General features: G+C 65.2%; 20 protein-coding genes and 2 pseudogenes. 8 read left to right on the top strand and 14 right to left on the bottom strand.

Annotation, left to right across the window (positions count from 1 at the left end):
* Window positions 1-5: 5 nt before the first annotated feature.
* The 5 genes and pseudogenes from ABIA45_RS01510 to ABIA45_RS01530 all read right to left on the bottom strand — a co-directional run.
* Window positions 6-389: an Hsp20/alpha crystallin family protein gene (locus ABIA45_RS01510; RefSeq protein WP_024342525.1), complete on the bottom strand. Its 384-nt coding sequence runs from the start codon at window positions 387-389 to the stop codon at window positions 6-8.
* A gap of 163 nt (window positions 390-552) precedes the next feature.
* Window positions 553-1,119, bottom strand: coding sequence for a ferritin-like domain-containing protein (locus ABIA45_RS01515; RefSeq protein WP_271544171.1), 567 nt, complete (start codon window positions 1,117-1,119; stop codon window positions 553-555).
* Window positions 1,120-1,223: 104 nt separating this feature from the next.
* On the bottom strand, window positions 1,224-1,430 hold the full coding sequence (locus ABIA45_RS01520) for a hypothetical protein (protein ID WP_036007833.1): 207 nt from the start codon (window positions 1,428-1,430) through the stop codon (window positions 1,224-1,226).
* A gap of 79 nt (window positions 1,431-1,509) precedes the next feature.
* Window positions 1,510-2,697, bottom strand: coding sequence for a carboxylate-amine ligase (locus tag ABIA45_RS01525; protein WP_157283884.1), 1,188 nt, complete (start codon window positions 2,695-2,697; stop codon window positions 1,510-1,512).
* Between the two features lie 104 nt (window positions 2,698-2,801).
* A pseudogene (locus ABIA45_RS01530) lies at window positions 2,802-3,719 on the bottom strand (gamma-glutamyl-gamma-aminobutyrate hydrolase family protein); the annotation flags it as partial.
* A 42-nt stretch (window positions 3,720-3,761) separates the two neighbouring features.
* On the opposite strand from ABIA45_RS01530, the pseudogene ABIA45_RS01535 reads away from it, so the two are divergent.
* The 3 genes and pseudogenes from ABIA45_RS01535 to ABIA45_RS01545 all read left to right on the top strand — a co-directional run.
* Window positions 3,762-3,845 (top strand): annotated as a pseudogene (locus ABIA45_RS01535) (MarC family protein); the annotation flags it as partial.
* Window positions 3,846-3,985: 140 nt separating this feature from the next.
* Window positions 3,986-4,639, top strand: a complete 654-nt coding sequence (locus tag ABIA45_RS01540) for an L-fuculose-phosphate aldolase (protein ID WP_275511486.1) — start codon at window positions 3,986-3,988, stop codon at window positions 4,637-4,639.
* Window positions 4,640-4,651: 12 nt separating this feature from the next.
* Window positions 4,652-6,439, top strand: a complete 1,788-nt coding sequence (locus ABIA45_RS01545) for a chloride channel protein (protein WP_128263305.1) — start codon at window positions 4,652-4,654, stop codon at window positions 6,437-6,439.
* 6 nt (window positions 6,440-6,445) lie between these two features.
* Here the strand turns inward: ABIA45_RS01545 and ABIA45_RS01550 are convergent, their stop codons facing one another.
* Window positions 6,446-6,697: a DUF2798 domain-containing protein gene (locus ABIA45_RS01550; RefSeq protein WP_157283880.1), complete on the bottom strand. Its 252-nt coding sequence runs from the start codon at window positions 6,695-6,697 to the stop codon at window positions 6,446-6,448.
* Window positions 6,698-6,743: 46 nt separating this feature from the next.
* Here ABIA45_RS01550 and ABIA45_RS01555 point away from each other — a divergent pair, with 46 nt between their 5' ends.
* The 4 genes from ABIA45_RS01555 (at window position 6,744) to uraD (ending at window position 11,092) form a co-directional block, all read left to right on the top strand.
* Entirely contained in the window at window positions 6,744-7,400 is a 657-nt protein-coding gene (locus tag ABIA45_RS01555) for a hypothetical protein (protein ID WP_404650928.1), read from the top strand.
* Between the two features lie 1,450 nt (window positions 7,401-8,850).
* Window positions 8,851-9,264, top strand: coding sequence for a DUF3830 family protein (locus ABIA45_RS01560; protein WP_036045261.1), 414 nt, complete (start codon window positions 8,851-8,853; stop codon window positions 9,262-9,264).
* Window positions 9,265-10,200 carry an allantoinase PuuE gene (puuE, locus tag ABIA45_RS01565; protein ID WP_404650929.1) on the top strand — a complete coding sequence of 312 codons (936 nt, stop codon included), beginning with the start codon at window positions 9,265-9,267 and terminating at the stop codon, window positions 10,198-10,200.
* Between the two features lie 4 nt (window positions 10,201-10,204).
* On the top strand, window positions 10,205-11,092 hold the full coding sequence (uraD, locus tag ABIA45_RS01570) for a 2-oxo-4-hydroxy-4-carboxy-5-ureidoimidazoline decarboxylase (protein WP_404655598.1): 888 nt from the start codon (window positions 10,205-10,207) through the stop codon (window positions 11,090-11,092).
* 64 nt (window positions 11,093-11,156) lie between these two features.
* Here the strand turns inward: uraD and ABIA45_RS01575 are convergent, their stop codons facing one another.
* From ABIA45_RS01575 to ABIA45_RS01585, 3 genes are read right to left on the bottom strand one after another with little or no spacing between them, the layout of a single operon-like run.
* Window positions 11,157-12,554, bottom strand: coding sequence for a nucleobase:cation symporter-2 family protein (locus ABIA45_RS01575; RefSeq protein ID WP_404650930.1), 1,398 nt, complete (start codon window positions 12,552-12,554; stop codon window positions 11,157-11,159).
* Window positions 12,555-12,578: 24 nt separating this feature from the next.
* Window positions 12,579-15,302 carry a molybdopterin-dependent oxidoreductase gene (locus ABIA45_RS01580; protein WP_404650931.1) on the bottom strand — a complete coding sequence of 908 codons (2,724 nt, stop codon included), beginning with the start codon at window positions 15,300-15,302 and terminating at the stop codon, window positions 12,579-12,581.
* Window positions 15,299-16,126 (bottom strand): FAD binding domain-containing protein, encoded by an 828-nt coding sequence (locus tag ABIA45_RS01585; protein WP_271544185.1) that lies wholly within the window; start codon window positions 16,124-16,126, stop codon window positions 15,299-15,301. Before ABIA45_RS01585 ends, ABIA45_RS01580 begins: the two co-directional genes overlap by 4 nt.
* A gap of 146 nt (window positions 16,127-16,272) precedes the next feature.
* Between ABIA45_RS01585 and ABIA45_RS01590 the strand changes: the two genes are divergently transcribed.
* Complete coding sequence (locus tag ABIA45_RS01590; protein WP_404650932.1) at window positions 16,273-17,622, top strand: 8-oxoguanine deaminase; 1,350 nt, start codon at window positions 16,273-16,275, stop codon at window positions 17,620-17,622.
* 109 nt (window positions 17,623-17,731) lie between these two features.
* Here ABIA45_RS01590 and ABIA45_RS01595 read toward each other — a convergent pair whose 3' ends face one another.
* The 5 genes from ABIA45_RS01595 to ABIA45_RS01615 all read right to left on the bottom strand — a co-directional run bounded on the left by ABIA45_RS01595 (window position 17,732) and on the right by ABIA45_RS01615 (window position 23,283).
* Window positions 17,732-18,808 carry a BMP family ABC transporter substrate-binding protein gene (locus ABIA45_RS01595; protein WP_404539327.1) on the bottom strand — a complete coding sequence of 359 codons (1,077 nt, stop codon included), beginning with the start codon at window positions 18,806-18,808 and terminating at the stop codon, window positions 17,732-17,734.
* 76 nt (window positions 18,809-18,884) lie between these two features.
* Window positions 18,885-19,802: an ABC transporter permease gene (locus ABIA45_RS01600; RefSeq protein WP_404650933.1), complete on the bottom strand. Its 918-nt coding sequence runs from the start codon at window positions 19,800-19,802 to the stop codon at window positions 18,885-18,887.
* Window positions 19,789-20,883, bottom strand: a complete 1,095-nt coding sequence (locus tag ABIA45_RS01605; RefSeq protein WP_271544192.1) for an ABC transporter permease — start codon at window positions 20,881-20,883, stop codon at window positions 19,789-19,791. Before ABIA45_RS01605 ends, ABIA45_RS01600 begins: the two co-directional genes overlap by 14 nt.
* Entirely contained in the window at window positions 20,867-22,438 is a 1,572-nt protein-coding gene (locus tag ABIA45_RS01610; RefSeq protein ID WP_404650934.1) for an ABC transporter ATP-binding protein, read from the bottom strand. Before ABIA45_RS01610 ends, ABIA45_RS01605 begins: the two co-directional genes overlap by 17 nt.
* Window positions 22,439-22,797: 359 nt before the next feature.
* Window positions 22,798-23,283 (bottom strand): nucleoside deaminase, encoded by a 486-nt coding sequence (locus tag ABIA45_RS01615; RefSeq protein WP_271544196.1) that lies wholly within the window; start codon window positions 23,281-23,283, stop codon window positions 22,798-22,800.
* Window positions 23,284-23,291 lie beyond the last annotated feature (8 nt).

Consider the following 23,291-nt stretch of genomic DNA (forward strand, 5'->3'; position numbering starts at 1 on the left):
CGACCTCAGGATTTCGCGAGGCGCAGTGCGACGCAGCCGTCCATCACGAAGCGGCTGATGGCGTAGCGGCCCAGGGGCAATGCAATGCGGCGCTCAAAACGCCCTTGCGGCAGCTCGAGCCGATGGATGCGGGCGTTGCGAAGCTCCGGCGGGAGGGTGCGCTGACCCGAGATGACGAGCACGCCGTCATGGATGACGGTCTCGACATTGTCCGGATTGACGCCGGGAAGCGCGACCAGGATCAGGAGCTCACGCTCGGTCTCGAGCACGTCGATCGGCGGCTCCCAGCAGGCTTCCTGGCGGCCGAACTGCTGACGCAGCCGATCGGCACGGGTCAGCGAGTCCAGGGCTTCGGACAGCATCCAGTCGAGGGGATTTTTGGGTTGCATGATGCGGGCTCTGGGGTGGGAAAGCCTGCATATGGGGCGAGTTCCCGGGAAATCCAGTGCGGAAATCCAGTGCAGTGGCGCTGACGTGTTATGCGCCGCCGTGCGATCAAGGCAAGCGAACGCCGCGGCATGGCCGCGACGTTCCGTTCATTGGCAGGGCGGGTCAGGCTGCGGCGCGGTACTCTTGTTCCGCTTCGAGGTTGATCACGGAGGTGGCGAGCTCGGTCAGCGTGCGATCGGTCGCCTCTTCCTCGTCCAGCGTCTCCTGGAGCAGCCTTGCGGCGTCCTGCATGCCGAGCTCCTCGGCCCAGGTGCGCAGCGTGCCGTAGCGGGAGATCTCGTAATGCTCGACCGACTGCGCCGCCGCGAGCAGTCCGGCATCGAGCGCCGGCGCGCCCTTGAACTCCTTCATGATCTCGGCGCCTTCATCGGCAATGCCGTTGATGGCCTCGCACGGCTTGCCGCGTGCAGGCTTGCCCAGCATCTTGAAGATCTGGTCGAGCCGTTTGACCTGGCCCTGGGTCTCACGCAAATGCTTGTTGAAGGCGGCCGTAAGCTCCTTGGAATTCGCGGCCTTGGCCATCTTGGGCAGGGTCTTGATGATCTTGTTCTCGGCGAAATAGATGTCCTTCAGCGTCTCCAGAAACAGGTCGCTGAGCATCTTCGGCGCCTGACGCGGCCGGCGCGCCGCGGTCTTCTTTGTCGTGCGTTTCTTCGCTCGTTTAGCCATACGTCCTCCTCATGAGGTAACACGGGAAGGCCTCGCCCTCCTCAATCCTCAGGCGATCAAAGCCGCTCCATGAACGAAAGTTCCAAACTGCAACCGGCGAAGGCTCAGGTCGGGCGCTTGTAGGGATCTTCCTGGCGCTGCCGTGCCTCGGTGTTGCGATCGAGCTGCGCCCGCTCGCTGCGGCGCAAGTTGCCCGCCTTCATCACGCCGTAAACGAGCGCCCCGCCGAGCACGAACGCGCCGATGAACCAGAGCCAAAGCATCTGGGCCGAGGCGTGGCCCAGGAGCATGCTAATGCCGCTGTCGCTCATGATTGGTCTCCACGATTGTCCATTGCTATCACGCTGAGCTAAGTCGGCGGTCGAAACCTCGTTCCATGCGGCCGCGGCGTCAGACCAGGTCGGTCAGCGGTTGCCGCACCGCTTGCGCTTTCGGCTCGCCGCCCCGGGCGGTGAAGTCTCCGGCTTCGGTGGAAGTCCGCAGCCATTTCGTCACGTCGCTGATTGCTTCCCGCGGCGAGTGGCCGAACTTGCGCAAGCCGCGAAAATATTCGAGCTGAAGGTGGGCCGATGTGCCGCGCTTGGGGATCGACTTCAGATGCTGGATGTCGTCTTCGATGCCGAGATGATCGACGTGGGGTGCCACCATGGCGATCACTGCATCGAGCCAGCTTCTGAATGAGACCGGCTCGAACGAGACCAGGTCGATATAGGTGCCGTCGGTTCCGTAGCGCTGGGCGCGCCAGCGATTCTCCTCGACCAGCGCGCGGTGCACGGCCGAATAGGTGGCGTTCAGCTCGGGATGGTGGACGGCGTGGCGGACCAGCGCGCGGAACAGCGCCGCGATCGCCACCGAATCCGCAATCGCCGTGCAGCAATCGGTGATGCGCAGCTCGAGCGTCGGATGCTGCAACGAGGGCCGCAACGCCCACCAGACATAGGTGGCGTTGGGGATGATGCCGGCATCGACCAAGGTCTTCACGTAGGTCTCGTATTCGGACAGGTTCCGAAACATCTCGGGAAAGCCGGTCCGGGGCAGGGCATCGTTGGCGGCATTGCGGTAGCCCAGCAATCCCGTCGGGTAGCCGCACCAGAACGGCGAGGAGGTCGAGAGCGCCAGCAGCAGCGGCAGGAACGGCACCAGGCGGTGCATGATCTCGACGCGCAAATCGGGCTCGGGCACCTCGACATGGACGTGCAGTCCGCTGATCGGGTTGCCGAGGCCGACCATTCCGAGCTCGCTGATGACCTTGCTGTAGCGGCGCTTGCGCGTCATGCGCTGCTGCTGCGGCTGCGCCAGCGGGTGTGTGCCGGCCGCGATGATGCCGACGCCGTGGTCCTTGCCGACCTCGGTGAGCACCGCGCGATAACGCGCGAGCTCGGCCAGCGCATCGACCGAAGACGTCAGCGGCGGGGTCGCCACCTCGATCTGGGATTGCAGGATCTCGGTGGTCAGCCGCTCGCCAAGGCGCTTCTGCGCCGCGGCCATGTAGGCCTTGGGCAGCTCGGATCGCGGCGCCGCGGACTGGCGGTTGACCAAGAAGTATTCCTCCTCGATGCCGAAGCGGTAGCGGTGCATAGCCTATGCTGCGCCCTGGCGTGGCGGCGAACCGCGTCCCCGAAGGCTGACAGAATGCGCGCCGAGGCGTGGTCGGAGCTCGCCCAATAATCGGGATGAAAAAGCGTGCCGAGCGCAAAATCGCTGGCGCCCTCGACGCTGACGGCCTCGATCGAGCCGTCGTCGGCGACGGCCTCCGCGACGAGGCCCGGTGCGAGATCGGCGATCAGGAAGCTGTGCAGCGAATTCACGAGAATCGAATCCGCGCCGCAGATCTGCTGCAGGACGCCACCCTTGCGCAAGCCCACCTTCTGCCGCAGCCGATAGCGGGCATCCTCGTTGTCCGCGTCGGGCGTGCCATGGCGTTGTTCCTCAGGCAAATCGTCGGGCTCCTTCGAAAGCGTGCCGCCCAAAGCGACGTTCAGCTCCTGGAAGCCGCGGCAGATGAACAGAGCGGGGATGCCCCGCGCCAGCGCCCGCGGGATCAGGCGCAGCGCGACCTCGTCGCGGAATTCGTCGAACGGGCCGTCACGCTTCTCGTCGACTGTTTGTCCATAGCGGGACGGATGGACGTTGGTCTGTCCGCCGCCGACGAAGAGGCCGTCGAGCCCGTCCAGATAGGCATCGATGTCGGCTTCCGGCGCCGCGGGCAGAATCCGCGGCACGGCGCCGGCGACAAGGCCGATCGCATTGACGCAGACCATCGAAACCGCGGCGAGTTGTTCGCCGCGCGCGACCAGGGAATCGGAGAGAATGCCGATCTGCGGTGCGCCGCTGCGCCCCTGCCACTGCCCGCGCGAGGCGCTACGCCGCCACTGCTGAAGGCCGTACGCCACGGCATCCGCTGCGCTGCCGAATTGATGAATCGCCGCCTTGAGCTCTCTGACGTTTGTCCCCAATCGAAGCGCCCAACCGCTGCAGGCAACGGGATCGTGCGGATCAATTCTGGAACGGGGCTCGTGCAATTGCTTCGGCTGCTTCTGTTCGCGTATCGATGCACAGTGAAACGGCAATCGTCGGGAATGGTTGCTTCGCGATTGCACCGCTCGATCTCATTGCCTCCGCACCAGCCTTAACTTTTGTTATTGCTCTCGCGCGTCCTCGGCATGCTGCTCGCCGCCTATTCCGTGCAGTTCGTCATCAACGGGGTCGCGGCGGTCCGGACCGCCTGCCCTGGTAGCTGCGACAATCTGTTAACCTGTCGCTATCCCGTTCGGTCGGAGTGTCACGGGATCTGGAACGCTTTCGCTTGCACTGTCATGTTGCTTTGACGTAACTCGGTCCAATAAGCCCTCGACAGGAAATCGACATGTCGATGACAGCGGACGAGCTCGGCAAGAGACAGGCCATTATCGACGCCTGCCGGCGCATGAACGCGCTCGGCATCAACCAGGGCACATCGGGCAATATCAGCGTCCGGCATGTGGACGGCCTCCTGGTCACGCCGACCAGCGTGCCCTATGAGGCCATGCGTCTGGACCAGATCGTCTTCATGGCCATGGACGGCTCGCACGCGCCCGACCAGAAGCCGTCGAGCGAATGGCGCTTTCATCGCGATATCCTGAAGTCGCGGCCCGACGTCAACGCCGTCGTGCATGCCCATCCGACCTATTGCACCATCCTGGCGATCATGGGCATGGAAATCCCGCCCGTGCATTACATGATCGCGGCGGCGGGCGGCGACAGCATCCGCTGCGCGCCCTACGCGACGTTCGGAACGGCGGAGCTGTCCGAGCATGCGGTGCGGGCGCTGGAGGGCCGCCTCGCCTGCCTGCTCGATCATCACGGCATGATCGCGATCGGCAAGACCTTGGACAAGGCGATGTGGCTGGCGGTCGAGGTCGAGACGCTGGCGCGGCAATATCACGGCTGTCTGCAGATCGGACAACCGCCGCTGCTCCCGAGCGAGGAAATCGAGCGGGTCCGTCAGCGCATGGCCGGCTACGGCCTGTCGGAAGGGTAGGGCGGCGAAACGGTGTTAGTGCGGATCAAACATCTCGTCGATCGCAAGAAGACGAACCGCACCATGGTTCGGCTGCGCGCCCTGCTGCGCAGCAACGAGTTCTACCTGATCCCGCTGGCGCTCGTGATCGGCACGCTCGCGGGCGCGGTCGTGACGCTGATGGCCCACATCGCGCAGATCGCGCATGTCGTGATCTACGGCATTCCCATTGACGTCCACCTGTCGGCCCACGCGAGCGTCAGCCCATGGGCGGCACTGATCGCGCCTGCGCTCGGCGGGCTGGCGCTCGGAATCATGGAATGGTCGCGGCGGCGCATGAAGATATCGAACGCGGTCGATCCGATCGAGGCCAACGCGCTGCGGGGCGGCAATCTGTCGATGCGCGACAGCGGGGTGGTCGCAGGCCAGACCCTGATCTCGAACGGCTGCGGCGCCTCCGTCGGCCTCGAGGCGGGCTACACCCAGATCGGTTCGGGCATCGCCTCGCTGATCGGCAAATTCTTCAATCTCCGCCGCAACGATCTGCGCCTGATGGTCGGCTGCGGGGCCGCGGCGGCGATCGCGGCGGCGTTCGGCGCGCCAATCACCGGCGCCTTCTATGCCTGCGAGCTGATCGTCGGCGTCTATGCCGTAGGCAGTGCCGCGCCGATCCTCGCCGCCTCCCTCGCGGGCGCCTTGACCGCGCAATGGCTGGGCGGCGCGCCATACTCGCTGGAGATACCGAAGGTCAGCGCCGTCGGCGTCGAGCAATATCTGGCACTGATCGGGCTCGCCCTCATCACCAGCGGCGTCGGCATCGCCGTGATGCGCTCCTCGCCGATGTTCGAGCGGCTGTTCGCCTGGATGCCGGTCTGGCTGCGTCCTGTGATCGGCGGGCTCATCGTCGGCGGGTTCGCCATCATCACGCCGCAGGTTCTCGCGGCCGGCCATGGCGCCATGGTGCTCGATCTCTTCCACGACATGACGATCGGCCTGATCGCGCTGATCATCGCCTTGAAGGTGACGGCCTGCCTGATCTCGCTCGCCTCCGGCTTTCGCGGCGGCCTGTTCTTCGCCTCGCTGTTCGTCGGCAGCCTGATCGGAAAGTTCTTTGCCGCGGTGCTGCTGCTCATCAGCCCGAACTTCGCGATCGATCCGCTGGTGGCGATGTTGACGGGCATGGCGACGCTCGGCGTCGCCATCGTCGGCGGCCCCCTCACGATGTCGTTCCTCGTGCTCGAGATGACACGTAACGTCGACGTCACCGCCGTGGTGCTGGCCGGCTGCATCGTGACCTCGATCTGCGTGCGCTTCATGTTCGGCCATTCGTTCTCGACATGGCGCCTGCATCTGCGCGGCGAGACCATCCGCAGCGCCAACGACGTCGGCTGGCTGCGCAATCTCACGGTCGAGCGCCTGATGCGCTCGGACGTCGGCAAGGTGCCCTCGACCACGACGATCGCCGCCGCGCGCCGCGAGTTCGCGCTCGGCTCGCGGCCGGGAATCGTCATCGTCAACAATGCTGACGAATATATCGGCCTCGTCCTGCTGCCCGATTTGTTCTCCAGCGACCTCGACACCATCGCCGACGACATCCAGGTGATCGAGCTCGCCCGCCTGATCGACATCGTGCTGATCCCGGAAATGAACGTGAAGTCGGCGATGGCGGTGTTCGACGAAGCCGAGGCGGAGATGCTGGCGGTGGTCGATTCCACCGACAGCCGCAAGGTTGTCGGCTTCCTCACCGAGAGCTTCGCCCGCCGCCGCTATGTCGAGGAAATCGACAAGGCGACAAGAGGCGTGCTGGGGGCGCTGTCGTAGGCGAGGTTACCGGCCGGGTGGCGCCTCGACGAGCCAGGCCACGACCCGGCGGACCAGCGGCAAGACCACGAGCAGGGTCGGGAAGGCGACGAGCCAGGACAGTCCCCAGGCGCCCGGCCAGGTCGCCAGGAACGCCGGCGTTGCCCCCAGGCTCCGCAGCGTCGAAATGACCGATACCACCGCCGTCATGAGGATGGACAGCACGAATGGCGTCACGATCGGCGCATAGCGCGCCGGTAGTTTGCGAACCACAATCATCTGGTTTCTCTAGGAAAGGACGCGTCGATCTCGTTGAACCTGGAAAATGGCATCGATCCCGACGGCGTCGGTTGATGCGTTGGTTCACGTAAACGCTTACGGCGGCCGAAAACGGCGCGGCTGTTCATTAACCGCTCAGGTTGGCTGGTTCAAGCTGGGTCTGATCGTTCAGGATTTACAATCGTTCAAAGCGTGGCAGATCGCCGCGATCATGAAACCATTTCAGTGGTTTGCGGATTATAGATCGTTTGCTTATGTTTCTTTGGGCGAGAACAGAGGAAATTCGAACATGAGTATTGGACCCGTGATTTCCGCAGCCGGCCGCAACACGATCGTGGTCGCGCTCGCAGGCCTCGCCCTGATTGCGGCTTCCGCATCCCCGTCTGCAGCGGCTTCGGCCGGAAGCCCGGCCGTCAAGGCGGCCGTCAATGCGGCCGTTGCCGGCCAGGCTGCCTCCGACGTCACCGATTTCAGCGCACACCGGCGTCGCCATTATCATCGACGCGGGCCGAATGCCGCGGGTCTCGCCTTCATGGGCATGGCCGCAGGTCTGATCGGAGGCGCGATCGCCGAGAGCCGCCGCCGCGAATATTATGAAAACCGCTATTATTATGGCTATGGCCCGCGTTACTACGGCGGCCCTGGTTACTACGGCGGTTCCGGCTACTACTACGATCCGGGCTATCGTTACGCACCATACTGAGCGGCCGGAGCCCGGAAGCCCCGGATTGTACGAGCCGGGGAGCGTTTGAATCCCATCTACCGTAGCCCGGATGGAGCGAAGCGTAATCCGGGGCCGGCGCCCGGCGTCTCGAAATTGTCCCGGATTACGCTCGCGCTCCATCCGGGCTACGAGAGCAGGGTGTTTCGCTTCTCTGTCAACCTGCCCGCATAAAAATATTCCGATTTACCGAAATTCGGAAATGACGTATGTGTCGCCCATCCCGGCTCAATCTCGAGGGGCGATCATGAGGTCGTCATTGTCGCGAGCCGGGCTTGCGGTGGACGCGGCAGCGTCGTGTACGAGAGCTGAGGGCAGGGCGGATTGCTCTCCGTGAGCCCTAAGCTTCGTACGGACGAGCGGCGCTGTCAGGTTCGTCGCGCCGGCATTTCGATGGCAACGTGCACAACGCCGTCGAACCCTGCGGCGCCAACGGACCGCGCGTACGGTAAAACCGTGTGGTCCTGGCCGTCGTTGCTACGGTCAAGCTCTGGCGAATGCGGCATTGGCGTCAACCGGCGCGGTGCCGGTGACTTTCGCGGGAGTGAGGGAGGCCAGAGGGAACTCGGCTACCGGGAGAGCGCGGCATAAGCCGTCCGACCATCGCGCAGGGAAGGCCGTGTGTTGGGCTTCACCTGTATGCTGCTGTGCGGTTCTTCCTGCGTGTGCTTTTCGCGCAGCGGACCGCGGGTGCCGCCGGCACCCGGCCTTCCCTGCGCCCTCTTGGGTAAGAGGGTGAAGTGACCAAGCAAAGCTCGGGCGAAATGCGCCGCGAGGCCGAGTACGCACGTCTGTAGCCCCCTCGCTGTCATCGCCCGCCTTCGTAGGGAACGACAAGTGTTACTTGGAGAACGCAGCGTCGCCTCACACTCCGTCATTGCGAGCGCAGCGACTTGTCCGCCGAAGCCTTTGGCGAAGGCGGAAGCAATCCAGAATCTTTCCGCGGCGGGAATCTGGATTGCTTCGTCGCAAGGGCTCCTCGCAACGACGAGGAGGAGAGTGCGAGCGCTACACTCTCTCGTGCCCCGGACGCAGCGCAGCGTCCCCCCGGCGATGCGAAGCATCGTCCGGTTCGACGATGCGCTGCCGAGCCGGGGCCCATCTATCCGCAATTGCCGCGTTACCTAGGTCCCGGCTCTGCGCCGCAACGCTTGCGCGCTGCAGCTTGTCCGGGACACGGGAGAGCTGCATTGTCGCGCTGGAGCGCGCCAGACGTCGTTGGCGCCGGCGCCCCTTTGCCCGGCAATTCTGCCGGTGGACTCACCTCCTGCAATCCGGTTCAATGGCACCGAGCTTTCAGGCGATCGGGCAGGCCGGGTGGCGTGCCCAACTCATACGAGAGCCTCCCGCGCCACTTGCGCGAAACGGTCGGGAGTGCTTTTTGCTGAAAGTTCCCCGCGGGGCGCATCGCCCCCCGATCCAGAGAGATGAGATGAGCAAACTCGTTATCCGCGCCGGCGATTTCACCTTCGATGCCCGTTTCGAGGAGCAGGCGGCGCCCAAGACCGTCGCCGCCTTCCGCAAGGCGCTGCCGTTCGAAAGCCACATCATCCATGTGCGCTGGAGCGGCGAGGGCGTGTGGATGCCGCTCGGCGACCTCGACTTCGGCGTCGGCTACGAGAACCACACCAGTTATCCCGCCCCCGGCCAGATCATCCTCTATCCCGGCGGCATCAGCGAAACCGAGATCCTGCTGGCCTATGGCGGCGTGCACTTCGCGAGCAAGATGGGCCAACTCGCCGGCAACCATTTCATCACGCTGACCTCGGGCCTGGAGAACCTCGCAACGCTGGGCAAGAGCGTGCTGTGGAAGGGCGCGCTGCCGATCCGCTTCGAGGAAGTCTGAGTGACCGAGTCCCGCTACCCGCGCGATCTCTGCGGCTACGGCCGCAACCCACCGCATCCGCAATGGCCTGGCGACGCACGGGTCGCGGTGCAGTTCGTCGTCAATTTCGAGGAAGGTGGCGAGAACAACATCCTGCACGGCGACCGCGCCTCGGAAGCCTTCCTGTCCGACGTGCTCGGCGCACAGCCCTGGCCCGGCCAGCGCCACGCCAACATCGAATCCATGTTCGAATATGGCTCGCGCGCCGGCTTCTGGCGGCTGTGGCGGATGTTCAACGAGCGGAACTGGCCGACCACGGTGTTCGGCGTCGCCACCGCGCTCAAGCGCAATCCCGAGATTGTCGCTGCGATGAAGGAGGCGGGCTGGGATATCGCCAGCCACAGCCTGAAATGGATCGAGCACAAGGACATGACCGAGGCGCAGGAGCGCGCCGAGATCGCCGAGGCCATCCGCGTGCATACCGAGGCGACCGGCGCACGTCCGCTCGGCTGGTACACCGGGCGCTCCTCGATCAACACCAACCGTCTCTTGATGGAGGAGGGCGGCTTCCTCTATCTCTGCGACTCCTATGCCGACGATCTGCCCTATTGGGTCAAGGGCGCCAGCGGCAAGCAGCTCATCATTCCCTATACGCTCGATGCCAACGACATGCGGTTCATCAACCCGCAAGGATTTGCCGAGGGCGAGCAGTTCTATACTTATCTGAAGGACGCCTTCGACGTCCTCTATGCGGAAGGCGAAACCGCGCCGAAGATGATGTCAGTCGGCCTGCATTGCCGCCTCGCCGGCCGGCCGGGCCGCGCAGCGGGCCTGATCCGCTTCCTCGACTATATCGGCAAGCACGAGCGCGTCTGGGTGCCGACCCGGTTGCAGATCGCGCAGCACTGGCACGAGAAGCACGCCCATCTTGCCGCCGACGCATTCGAGATCGGGTGAGATGATGTCGCAGATTTCGCTCGCCGATCTCAACGCTGCAAGCACGGCCGACTTCGTCGCGGCGCTCGCCAACGTCGTCGAATATTCGCCGTGGATCGCCGAGCAGCTCGCGGCAAAGCGGCCGTTCGCCGGCATCAACGAGCTGCACGCCGCGCTGATGGCCGCGATCCAGAGTGCCGAGCCTGACGTGCAGCTGGCGCTGATCCGGGCGCATCCCGATCTCGCCAACAAGACGCAGCGCGCCGCGGGCCTCACCGCGGAATCGACCGACGAGCAGAACAGCGCTGGGCTCGACCGGCTGTCGGATGCCGAATATTCCGCGTTCGAGCGGGCCAACAACGCCTACCGCGACAAGTTCGGCTTCCCCTACATCGTTTGTGTGCGCCGTCACACCAAGGATTCCGTGCTGCGCGACTTCGAGGCGCGGCTGCTCAACATCGCCAAGACCGAGACAAGGCGTGCGATCGAGGAGATCGGCCGCATCTCGGCGCTGCGGCTTGACCAGCTGGTCGCCGCCGACGACAGGCTGAAGGTGCACGGCCGGCTCTCGACCCATGTGCTGGACAACCAGATCGGCAAGCCCGCACCTAGCATCCCGATCGTGCTCGTGGAGCTCGCGAGCCTTGGCGAGAACCGCGTCATCGCGCGCACGGTGACCAATGCCGATGGCCGCACCGACCAGCCGCTGATCGGCGGCCGTCCGCTGCCGATCGGCTGCTACGAGCTGCGCTTCAGCGTCGCCAAATATTACGCCGCGCGTAACGTGCCGCTGTCCGATCCGCCGTTCCTCGACGAGATCCCGCTGCGCTTTGCGATCAGCGAGCCGGAAAGCCATTACCACGTGCCGCTGCTGGTCACGCCCTGGAGCTACTCGACCTATCGCGGCAGCTAGAGCATGATCATGCTCAAATAACAACCTAAAGCACGACGACGATTCATCCTAGTCGCATCGCGCTTTAGACATGCTGTGCCGATGCGGCGGCCGACGCCGCGTCGGCCTCCGCGGCAGCGCCACCGCTCAATCCGTTGAAGAAGGCATTGAGCAGCACCGACACGACCGCGCAGAGCAGAATGCCGGACTCCAGCAGCGGGTGCAGATTGTGCGGCAGATTGCGGAAAAAACCGGGAGCAACGAGCGGGATCAGTCCAAAGCCGATCGAGATCGCGACAATGAAGAGATTGTAGCGGTTGTTGCGGAAATCGACCGAGGCCAGGATGCGCGCGCCGGTGGCCGCCACCATGCCGAACATCACGAGGCCGGCGCCGCCGAGCACGACCAGCGGCACCGCCTCCACCAGCGCAGCGAGCTTCGGCAAGAGCCCGAGCACGAGCAGGATGCAGCCGCCCGTCACCGTCACCCAGCGCGAGCGCACGGCCGTGACCGAGACGAGGCCGACATTCTGCGAAAACGAGGTATAGGGAAACGTGTTGAAGATGCCGCCGAGCAGCGTGCCGAGCCCGTCGGCGCGCAAGCCGCGGCTCAAGGCTTCGCGGTCGACGGCCTTGCCGGTGATCTCGCCGAGCGCCAGGAACATACCGAGCGATTCGATCATCACCACGATCATGACGATGCACATGGTGATGACAGGCACCAGGTGGAATTGCGGCATGCCGAAGCGGAAGGGAATCACGAGTGCGCCCCAGGAGGCGGCGGCGACCTTGTCGAAATGCATCACGCCCAGAATGCTCGCGAGCACCGCGCCGGCGATGATGCCGAGCAGCACGGCGACGTTGGCAAGAAACCCGCTGCCCCATTTGATCAGGCCGAGGATGAAGAGCAGCACGAACAGCGAGATGCCGAGCCCCTGCAATTGCCCATAGGCCGGATTGGGAAAGCTGCCGGAAACGCCGTCGACCACCTTCGTCAACGTCGGCAGGCCGCCTCCGGCCCAGTTGATGCCGACGCGCATCAGGGAGATGCCGATGATGAGAATGATGGTGCCGGTGACGACGGGAGGAAACAGCGGCAGCAGCCGGCTGACGAACGGCGCAACGACGATGCCGAACAGACCGGCGGCGATCACGGAGCCGTAGATGCCGAGCAGGCCGATGTCCGGTGAAGCCGCCATCGACAGCATCGGGCCGACCGACGCAAAGGTCACGCCCATCATCACGGGCAGGCGGATGCCGACGCCGGGGAAGCCGAGGCACTGGACCAGCGTCACAAGTCCGCAGGCGAACAGGTCGGCGCTGATCAGGAAGGCGACGTCCTCCGGCGGCAGCTTCAGCGCGCGGCCGATGATGAGGGGGACCGCGACCGCGCCGGCATACATCACCAGGACGTGCTGGAGCCCGAGCGCGAGCAGGCGCGGGACCGGCAGGACCTCGTCGACGGGATGGACGTCGTTGCTCATGGATGTATCCCCCGAAACGTGCGTCTAGCCAAATTTGCCATGGAGCGCCGGAAACAGCCGGTCCGGCTTGAAGGGCGGCGCGGTGAAGCGAATGCCGGTGGCATCCGCGATCGCGTTGCCGAGCGCGGCGGCGACCGGATTGTACGGGCTCTCGCTCATCGACTTCGCGCCGAGCGGGCCGATCGTGTCGGACGTCTCGGCGAAGAAGACCTCCGTGCGCGGGACGTCGGCGAAAGAGGGCAGGTGGTAGTCGCGGAATTTCGGATTGGTGACACGCCCACTCGCATCGATCACCATCTCCTCGTAGAGCGCAGCGCCGAGCGCCTGCGCCACGCCGCCTTCGACCTGACCGCGGCACTGCATGGGATTGGCGACGATGCCGGCGTCCGCGGCGTGCACGCTCCTGAGAATCCGGAGCTCGCCGGTCGCCTTGTTCACCGCGACGCGAAAGCCCTGCACGTTAAACCCGACCGATCGCGGCGTGCCGCCGGACGTGCCGCTGCCTGCGAACGGCCGGCCGCGCTCGCGGGCGAGCTTCGCCAGCTCCGCAAAAGGCATGCGGCGGACGCCGCTGACGACGGAGTCCGCATCGAGCGCGCAAGTCTCCACATCGCACAGCCAGGCCCCGGCGGCTGCCGCCTTCAGCTCGCTCGCAAGCTGCACGGCTGCCGCATGCGTCGCCTTGCCCGCAACGAAGGTGCCGGCGCTGCCATACGCGCCGGTGTCGTGGCCGCCATGGGCGGTGTCGGACTGGCGCAGACGAATCTTGTCGACGGTGGTCGCCAGCGTGGTCGCCGCGATCTGGCGATGCACGGTGCTGGTGCCGTTGCCGAACTCGGCCGTGCCGACGGTGAGGTCGAAGCCTCCGTCGCCGTTGAGCGCGATCGTCGCATCGGCGAAGTGGCCGGCCGGCGGCACGGTGTCGATCATGGTCAGCGCGATGCCGTCGCCAATCAGCCAATCCGGCGACAGCTCCGGCTGCGGGGTATCGGCCTGCATCGCGCGCTCGACGAGATCAAGGCACTGGTCGAGCCCGTAGGAGCCGTAGAGCACGTCGTGATATTCGGAGGGCGGCGGAGACAGCATGGGATCGCCGGGCCTCACGATATTGCGTCGGCGCATCTCGTAGGGACTGATTCCGAGCTGCCTCGCCAATTCGTCGATCGCCGCTTCCACCGCGATCAGCGCCTGCGGCAGGCCGTAGCCGCGAAACGCGCCTGCCGGCACGGTGTTGGTGTAGACGGCGACGCCGTCGACCCGCTTGTTCGGGCAATTGTAGACGGCGATGGACTCGGCCAGCGCGTGGAACATCACGGGGCCGGCATGATTGCCGTAGGCACCGGTGTTGGAGAGCACGTCGAGCTGGAGCGCAGTGAGCTTGCCGCCCGCATCAGCGCCGGCTTTGACTTGGATCCGCATCGGATGCCGCGTCGAGGTCGCGATGAACTGCTCCTCGCGTGTCAGCTCCAGCTTGACCGGCCGCCCAGTCTTCAGCGCGGCAAGCGCCAGGATGTCCTCGACGAACATCTCCTGCTTGCCGCCGAACCCGCCGCCGACGCGTTCGCAGAACACGCGGACCTTGTCCATGGGGAGCTGGAAGATGTCCGACAGCGCACGCCGGGTCAGGAACGGCACTTGCGTCGAGGTGCGGACGTTGAGCACGCCGGAATCATCGAGCCAGGCAAGGCCACCATGGGTCTCGAGCGCAGCGTGCTGCACACGGTGACTGTGGAAAGTGGCCTCATAGGTGGCGGCAGATGTGGCGAGGGCCGATGCGACATCGCCGAACTCGCCATGCGTCTCCGCGACCAGATTGCGCTGGGCATCGGCAACGCGGTTCGCAGTGGTGCGGTCGGGATGGATGACCGGCGCACCCGGGGCCATCGCCAGCTCGGGATCGATCAGCGCCGGCAGGACCTCGTAACTGACTTTCAGCTTGCGGCACGCCGCCTCGGCGGCGGCTTCGGTCTCGGCGACGACGGCGGCGACCTTCTGGCCGATGAACCGGACGACATCGTCGAGGACGCGGGTATCCTCGGGGTCCATCCAGTCTTTCTCATGCCGCGCCGTCGAGATCAGGACGGACGGCGCATCCTCATGCGTCAGCACAGCGTGCACGCCGGGAATGCTCAGCGCGTCAGACTTGTCAATCGCGACGATCCTGGCGTGCGCATGCGGCGAGCGCAGCAGCTTGATGTGCAGCAGACCATCGATTGCGGTGTCGAAGGTGTAGCGTGCCGTGCCGCGGACCACGTCGGGGCCTGCGGGGGCGGGCAGGCTGCGGCCGAAGGCGGCGCCGGCCTCGACGCTCGCCTCGACATTGGTCTTGCCGAGGATCGCGTCCTCGATCGACCGATAACCGGTGCAGCGGCAGATATTGCCTTTCAGCGCCGTGCCGAGATCGGTGCGCTGCGCCTGGTTCAGCGAGGCGCAGGTCAGGATCATGCCGGCGGTGCAGAATCCGCATTGAAAGCCCTGCGCATCGAGGAAGGCCTGCTGCATCGGATGCGTGCCGTGATCGCCGCCAAGGCCTTCGATCGTGGTCACGCTGCGGCCCTCGGCCCGGAACGCCGGGATCAGGCAGCTGTGCACCGGCTCGCCGTCCAGCAGCACGGTGCAGGCGCCGCAGTCGCCGGCATCGCAGCCTTTCTTCACGCCGAAATGGCCAAGCTCGCGCAGGAACGTGCGCAGGCACTGGCCGGCGCGCGGCTCCTGGGAAAATGCCTCGCCATTGACCTCCAGACTCATGCGGTTATCGCTCCCAGCAGCTCGCCGCGAATGTCCTCGGCCAGGCGCAGCGTCATGTGCTTGCGCCAGAGTGGCGCGCCATGGATGTCCGTGTGGTACAGATCATCGGTAATCTCCTGCATGAGCGCGGCGCGCAACGCGCTTGCGTCCGGGGCTTTGGGGAAGCGCAACTGGATTGGCCGCACCGTCGACGCGGTGACCGTGAGTGTCAGCGTATCGTCGGCTTCGAGACTGCCGATCAGCAGCGCCGCCGAGCGGCCGACCGGCGCCAGCGAGATCTGGCGGAAGGCCGTACGGCGCTTCAGCGCGGGAAGCGGGATGTCGATCTGCCGGAGCAGGTCGCCTGGCGTCAGGCGATTGCGCTGGTTGCCAGTGACGAATTCGGTGACCGGAAGCCTCTGTTCACCGCCGCCGGCCTTCCAGATGGTGCAGACGCCGTCGAGTGCCGACGTCAGCGAGATCATCGGTCCCGCCGGCAACGACATGCAGAGATTGCCGCCGACGGTCGCCGTCTTCCAGATCTTGAACGAGGCAAGGAAGGCCCGGCAACACTGGTTGATCAGCGGCGCTGCGAGCCAATCGGAGGGGCAGGCGAGTCCATCGAGCTCTGCGATGGTGCAAGTGGCGGCGATCGAGAGGTGGCTCTCTGTGATCGCAAGTGCCGGCCATTTCAGATCGGTGAGATCGATCAGTCGCGTCAGATGCGTTTGCGGCTCCGAGAACAGCCAGGTGCCGCCCGCGAGCCAAGCATCACCTGCCGTCCAAACGGGCAGCTGCGCGCGCGTTTGCGGATGGGCGACGGCTGTGATGGTATTCAAGTCCATGGCTGCGCCAACGCTTCCGACGGTTGAATGGTCCGAGCGAAGTGTTGCAAGACGGGAGCCAAGTGGCAACAACAAGTCGAAGCAAGGACGCAATCGTCCTCGGCCTTGCAGGTCCGCCGTCAGCGTGGGTGAGGAGAAGCAGGATCATGACTGAGGCAAGTTCGACCTGGATCAGGGATCCCCTGGCCATCCTCGCCGACGGGGCCGAGCGCGGCATTGTCGTGAAGGGCGGCCGAATCGTCGAGCTCGTGCCGGCTGGCGGTGTGCCCGCAACCGCCGATGTCGCAGTGTTCGATGCGGGCGAACACGTCGTGCTGCCGGGCCTGATCAATACCCATCACCACTTCTACCAGACGCTGACGCGGGCGCTGCCGGCCGCGATGGACCGCGAGCTGTTCCCCTGGCTCCAGGCGCTCTATCCGGTGTGGGCGAAGCTGACGCCGGAAGCGCTCGAGCTCGGCGTCACCGTGGCGATGTCCGAGCTGTTGCTCTCCGGCTGCACCACCACGACGGATCACCACTACGTCTTCCCGCCCGGACTCGAAGACGCCGTCGATATCGAGGTGGCGGTGGCGAAGCGCCTCGGCATGCGCGTGCTGCTCACGCGCGGCTCGATGAACCTGTCGCAGCGCGACGGCGGCTTGCCGCCCGACAGCGTTGTGCAGGACGAGGACACCATTCTCGCCGATAGCGCCCGCGTGGTCGCCAAGCATCACCAGCGCGGCGCGGATGCGATGGTGCAGATTGCGCTCGCGCCATGCTCGCCGTTCTCGGTGACGACGTCGCTGATGCGCGCCACGGCCGATCTCGCCGACAAGCTCGATTTGCGCCTGCACACCCATCTCGCCGAAACCGAGGACGAGAACAGCTTCTGCCAGCGGATGTATGGCTGCCGTCCGCTCGACTATCTCGAGCAATGCGGTTGGCTCAATGCGCGCACCTGGCTCGCCCACGGAATTTTCTTCAATCCGGACGAGATGAGACGGCTTGGCAAGGCCGGCACGACCGTCAGCCATTGTGCGTGCAGCAACCAGCTGCTCGCGTCGGGCTGTTGCCCGGTGTGCGACATGGAAGAGGCCGGCGTCGGGATCGGCATTGGTGTCGACGGCTCGGCCTCCAACGACGGATCCAACCTGATGCAGGAGGTGCGGGCCGCGTTCCTGCTGCAACGCGCGCGTTATGGCGTCACGAAGGTCAGCCACAAGGATGCGCTGCGCTGGGCCACCAAGGGCTCGGCGGCATGTGTGGGCCGGCCGGAACTCGGCGACATCGCCGTTGGCAAGGCCGCCGATCTTGCGCTGTTCCGGCTCGACGAGCTGCGCTTCTCGGGCCACGGCGATCCGCTCGCCGCGCTCGTGCTGTGCGGGGCGCATCGCGCCGACCGGGTGATGGTGGCTGGAAAATGGGCGGTGATCGACGGTGCGATCCCGGGTTCCGATGTGGCAGACCTCATCTGCCGCCACAGTTCCGCGGCGCGGGCCATGCAGGCTGGATAGCGGGCGAAATAGAGAAAGAGGGGGCAGCCACAAGTGCCGGGTGCTTCTGGCCACCCCCTCCGAACCTCCTCCGGGAGGAGCAGGTGATTTAGTCAATGCAAGAAGCGTGCTACTTGCCCGGCAGCTTGTCGTCGATGCCTTTCACGTAGAAATTCATGCCGAGGATCTGGCCGTCATCCAGGTGACCGCCGCCCTTGCATTCGACCGGCTTGCCGTCCTGCCCAACGATCGGGCATTTGAACGGATGCAGCTTGCCCGCGGTGATCGCGGCCTGGGCATCCTCAGCCATTTTTTTCACATCGTCGGGCATGTTGGTGTAGGGCGCCATGGTGAACATTTGGCTGTCGAGGCCACCCCAGGTGTCCTCGGACTTCCAGGTGCCGGCGAGCTCGGCCTTGACGCGCTGAATGTAGTAGGGGCCCCAGTTGTTGATGATCGAGGTCAGCTGGGCCTTTGGCCCGAACTGGATCATTTCGGAATCCTGGCCGAAGGCCAGTTTGCCGCGTTCGCTGGCGATTTGCATGGCGGCCGGCGAATCCGTGTGCTGCATGATGACGTCGGCACCCTGGTCGATCAGCGCCTTGGCGGCGTCGGCCTCCTTGCCTGGGTCGAACCAGGTGTTGGCCCAGATAATCTTGACCTTGATGTTCGGGTTGATGGTCTGCGCCGCCAGTATCGTCGCGTTGATGCCGGAGACGACCTCCGGAATCGGGAACGAGCCGATATAGCCGAGCACGCCCGACTTCGACATCTTCGCCGCAATCAGGCCTTGAATGTAGCGGCCCTGATACCATTTCGCCGAATAGGTCGACATGTTCGGGTTGCGCTTGTAGCCGGTGGCGTGCTCGAAATGCACGTTCGGATATTTCTTGGCGACCTTCAGCGTCGGATCCATGTAGCCGAACGATGTGGTGAAGATCAGTTTGTTGCCGGCGCGGACGAGCTGCTCGATCGCTCGCTCGGAGTCCGGGCCTTCGGGCACGTTCTCGAGATAAGTGGTCTCGATCTTGTCGCCCAATTCTTTCACCAGCGCCTGGCGACCGAGGTCGTGCTGATAGGTCCAGCCGAGGTCTCCGATCGGACCGAGATAAACGAAACCGACTTTCAGCTTGTCGGCGGCGGAGGCCGCACTGACGCTCGCAGCGAGCAAGAGCCCGGCAGCCAGTGCAAGAAGTGATTTCCTCATCATCGATCTCCAAACTTCGGGGGAAGCCACGATCCGCAGCATGCGCGCCCCATCGTGCACACTGCCGAAACGAAATTCAACGGTCGGGCACGAACACCGTGCCGAGCGCGGCCGGTGCGGTTGAGCCGCCCGTGCGCGCGCGGGAGAGCAGGACCAGCACGATGACCGTCGCGAGATAAGGCAGTGCCGACATGAATTGCGAGGGAATGCCGACGCCCCATCCTTGCGCATGCAGTTGCAGGATCGTCACCGCGCCGAACAGATAGGCGCCGATGACGAGCCGGCCCGGCCGCCAGGACGAGAACACCACCAGCGCCAGTGCGATCCAACCGCGGCCTGCGGTCATGCCCGGAATGAAGAACGGCGTATAAGCGAGCGGCAGATAGGCGCCCGCAAGACCCGCGCAGGCGCCGCCGAACATCACGGCGAGGGTGCGGATGCGCAGGACGGGATAGCCGAGCGCATGCGCGGAAACGTGATTGTCGCCGCAGGCGCGGAGGATCAAGCCTGCCCGGGTGCGGTACAGGAACCACCACACCGCGACGATCAGCGCGATCGAGAAATAGACGAAGCCATTCTCGCCGAACAGCACGCGGCCGATCAGCGGAATATCCGTCAGGACGGGAATAGAGAGGTGCACGGCCGGCGTGATGCGCTCGCCGACGAAGCCGGCGCCGATCAGACCCGAGAGGCCAACACCCAAGATGGTCAGCGCGAGGCCGGTTGCGACCTGGTTGACGGCGAGCCCGAGTGCCATCAGCGCGAAGACGAGCGACATCAGCGTGCCCGCGACGATGCCGAACAGCGCGCCGATCAAGATCGATCCGGTCAGCCACGCGCCGGCAAAGCCACAGGCCGCGCCGACGATCATCATGCCCTCGACGCCGAGATTGAGCACGCCGGAACGCTCGGCCACGAGCTCGCCGGTCGCCGCAATCAACAGCGGCGTCGATGCGGCAAGCACCGCCAGGATGATGGCCTCAACCAGCTCCACGGGCCACCACCTTTCGGTTCGGGAACACCAGCTTGAAGCGGTAGAGAATGAGGGAGTCGCAGGCGAGCACGTAAAACAGCAGAATGCCCTGAAAGACCTTGGTGACGTCCAGCGGAATCTTCATCGCGATCTGCGCCTGCTCGCCGCCGATAAAGGTCAACGCGAGGAAGAGGCCTGCAATTAATATTCCAAGCGGGTTCAGCCGGCCGAGGAAAGCGACGATGATCGCGGTAAAGCCGTAGCCTGGCGAGATGCCGGGCTGGAGATGCCCGACTGGACCCGCCACCTCGATGATGCCAGCAAGCCCGGCCAGCGCCCCGGAGACGGCGAAGGTCAGGATGATGAGCTGGTTGGCGTTGAAGCCGCCGAACCGCGCGGCGCGCGGCGCAGCGCCGACCACGCGGATCTCGAAACCCTTGATGGTGCGCCCGAGCAGGATCGCGGCTGCTGCGACGACGAGCAGGGCGATGATCGAGCCGAGATGCAGCCGGCCGCCTTCGATCAGCAACGGCACGGTCGCGACCGGATCGAACTCGGCCGTGGTCGGGAAATTGAAGCCGTGCGGATCGCGCCAGGGGCCGCGCACGAGATAGTCGAGGAAGAGGTCGGCGACATAGACCAGCATCAGGCTGGTCAGGATCTCGCTGGCGCCGAATTTCACCTTGCAGATCGCCGGGATCAGCGCATAGAGCGCGCCCGCAGCGGCGGCGAGGACGAGCATAGCCGGCAGCACCCAGGCGCCGGCATCAGTACCTTGCGTCTTCACCGCGATCCAGCTTCCCGCGACTGCGCCGATCAGGAATTGCCCTTCGGCGCCGATGTTCCAGGCGTTGGCGAGATAGCACAGCGACAGGCCGATCGCGATCATCACCAGCGGCGTCGCCTTCACCGCGATCTCCTGGAGCGAATAGCCGTCGGTGAGGGGCGCAATGAAATAGGCGTGCAGGGCAAGCAGTGGATTCTTGCCGAGGATCGCGAACAGGATGACCATGGTCACGATCGTGAGGCCAATCGCGATCAGGGGGGACACCAGCGCGATCGTGCCGGAGCGCTCGGAACGCTTCTCAAGCACCAGCTGCATGCGCGATCTCCTTTGGCTGCAGGCTGCTGCCGCCCATCAGAAGGCCCAGCTTCTCGCGGCTTGCTTCGCGTGCCGAGAGCGGAGCCGACAGCTTGCCGTGGAACATCACGGCGATGCGGTCGGCAATCTCGGCGAGCTCGTCGAGATCCTGGCTGGTCACGAGGACCGCGGCGCCCGCGGTGGCGAGATCAAGCAGCGCCTGACGGATGACGGCGGCGGCGCCGGCATCGACGCCCCAGGTCGGCTGGCTCACCACCAGTACCGCGGGATTGCGCAGGATCTCGCGTCCCACGATGAACTTCTGCAGATTGCCGCCGGACAGGCTGGCGGCCTCGGGATCGCGCTTGGCCTTGCGGACGTCGAAGGTTTCGGTGGCGCGGTCGACCGTTCTCAGCGTGGCCGCCGTATCGATGAAGCCGCGATGGACCATGCCGCTGGCGGCATGGCCGGTGAGCAGCGCGTTCTCCGACAGTCTCATCCGCGGCGCGGTGCCGTGGCCGAGCCGCTCCTCGGGAACGAAAGCCGCCCCCAGCTTGCGCCGCTGGGTGATCGAAAGGTGACCGGCGGCGATGCCCTCGATCACCACCGTTCCGGGGTTCTTCGCGAGACGCTCGCCGGAGAGCGCTGCGAACAATTCGTCCTGGCCGTTACCGGCGACGCCGGCGATGCCGAGAATCTCGCCGCCCTTCAGCTCGAATGAGATGTGCTCGAGCCGCACGCCGTGCGCTTCGACGGGAGCCAGCGAGAGATCGTTGACGACGAGCCGCGGCACGGTGGTCTTGCGGCCGGATGCGCCCTTCACCTCCTTGACCTCGCCGCCGACCATCATCCGCGCAAGTGAGGCGGCGGTTTCGAGCCGCGGGTTGCAGGTATCGACCTTCCTGCCGCCGCGCAGGATCGTCGCGGTGTCGCAGAGCCGCTTCACCTCCTCCAGCTTGTGGCTGATATAGAGGATGGCGCGGCCCTCGGCCTTGAGGCGATCCAGCACGATGAAGAGCTGGTCAGCCTCCTGCGGCGTCAGCACCGCGGTGGGCTCGTCCAGGATCAGGAATTTCGGATCCTGCATCAGGGCGCGGACGATCTCGATGCGCTGACGCTCGCCGACGGAGAGTTGCCACACCTCACGCCTGGGATCGAGCGGCAGACCGTAAGTCTTCGACACCTGTTCCAGCCGGGCCGACATGTCCTTGAAGGATTCCTTGCCGTCGAGGCCGAGCGCGACGTTCTCGGCAACCGTGAGATTGTCGAACAGCGAGAAGTGCTGGAACACCATGCCGATGCCGCGGCTGCGCGCTTCGGACGGACCGGACAGCACGATCCGCTCGCCCTGCCAGCGAATCTCGCCGGCGCTGGGCTGGATCAGTCCGTAGATCGCCTTGACCAGCGTCGACTTGCCGGCGCCGTTCTCGCCCAGCAGCGCGTGGATTTCCCTCGGGCGGATCTCGATATCGATGCAATCGTTGGCGAGGAAATCGCCATAACGTTTCCTGAGGCCGATGGTCCTCAGGAGCGGGGACTCGCCGCAATGCTGGCCGTCGGGCGTCGGATCTAACATTCGCTGATGCGCTTGCATGGGTGAAGTGCCTCAATACTGGGCCAGTTTGAACCCCGGCGTAAGATGTGAAAAAGCATCATCCCTTGCTCAACGCGTCGGCAGGCTCTCGGCCCAGCGCTCGTCGTCGATTTTCGAGCGATCAAACCCCGCAAACAGCACCTCGTGGGCGGGGCGATTGCGTCTGCCGGCCGGGGGCTGTTGCTAATTTGTGACGGTCCAAGGCAAATCGGAACCCGCTGTGCAGACCTGACGCCATGTTGAGCAATGGACGCGTCGGTCGTCCATCGCGCGGAGCGCAGCGGCCGCAATGGCTGCCTCAATGCGGCACTCCACGGTGTCGTCCCCTTTGGGATGTGCTGCTACTCCGTCCAAACGCCGACATGCAGCGCTTCGGCTTCGTCTTCGAGCAGCGGCCCGACGACCTCCGTCGGCCGCTGGCCGCTGGCAAAAACCTCGCGGCATGGCAGGTTGAGCGTCGGATTTTCCGGATGGTTGCCGGTGATGCCGCGCAGGCGATGCTCGCTGAGGCCATAGACGACACGGCCGATACCGGCCCAGTAGATCGCGCCGGCACACATCGCGCAGGGTTCGGCTGAGGAATAGAGCGTGGCCTTCGCCAGCACCTCGCGATCGAGCGTACGGCAGGCCTGGGTGGCTGCGAGCCGCTCGGCATGCGCGGTGCCGTCGCGATCCGGCATGTAGCCGTTCTCAGTCTCGATCAGCACCTTGCCGTCCGCATCGACGACAATGCAGCCGAAGGGGTGGTTGCCATGGGTGAGGGAACGGCCGGCGACCGCGAAAGACAGGCGCAGAAAGTGCTCGTCCCGCCCTGATGCATCGCCCATCGATCCTC

Source organism: Bradyrhizobium sp. USDA 336 (assembly GCF_044908355.1).
In the GTDB taxonomy this organism is placed as follows: domain Bacteria; phylum Pseudomonadota; class Alphaproteobacteria; order Rhizobiales; family Xanthobacteraceae; genus Bradyrhizobium; species Bradyrhizobium yuanmingense.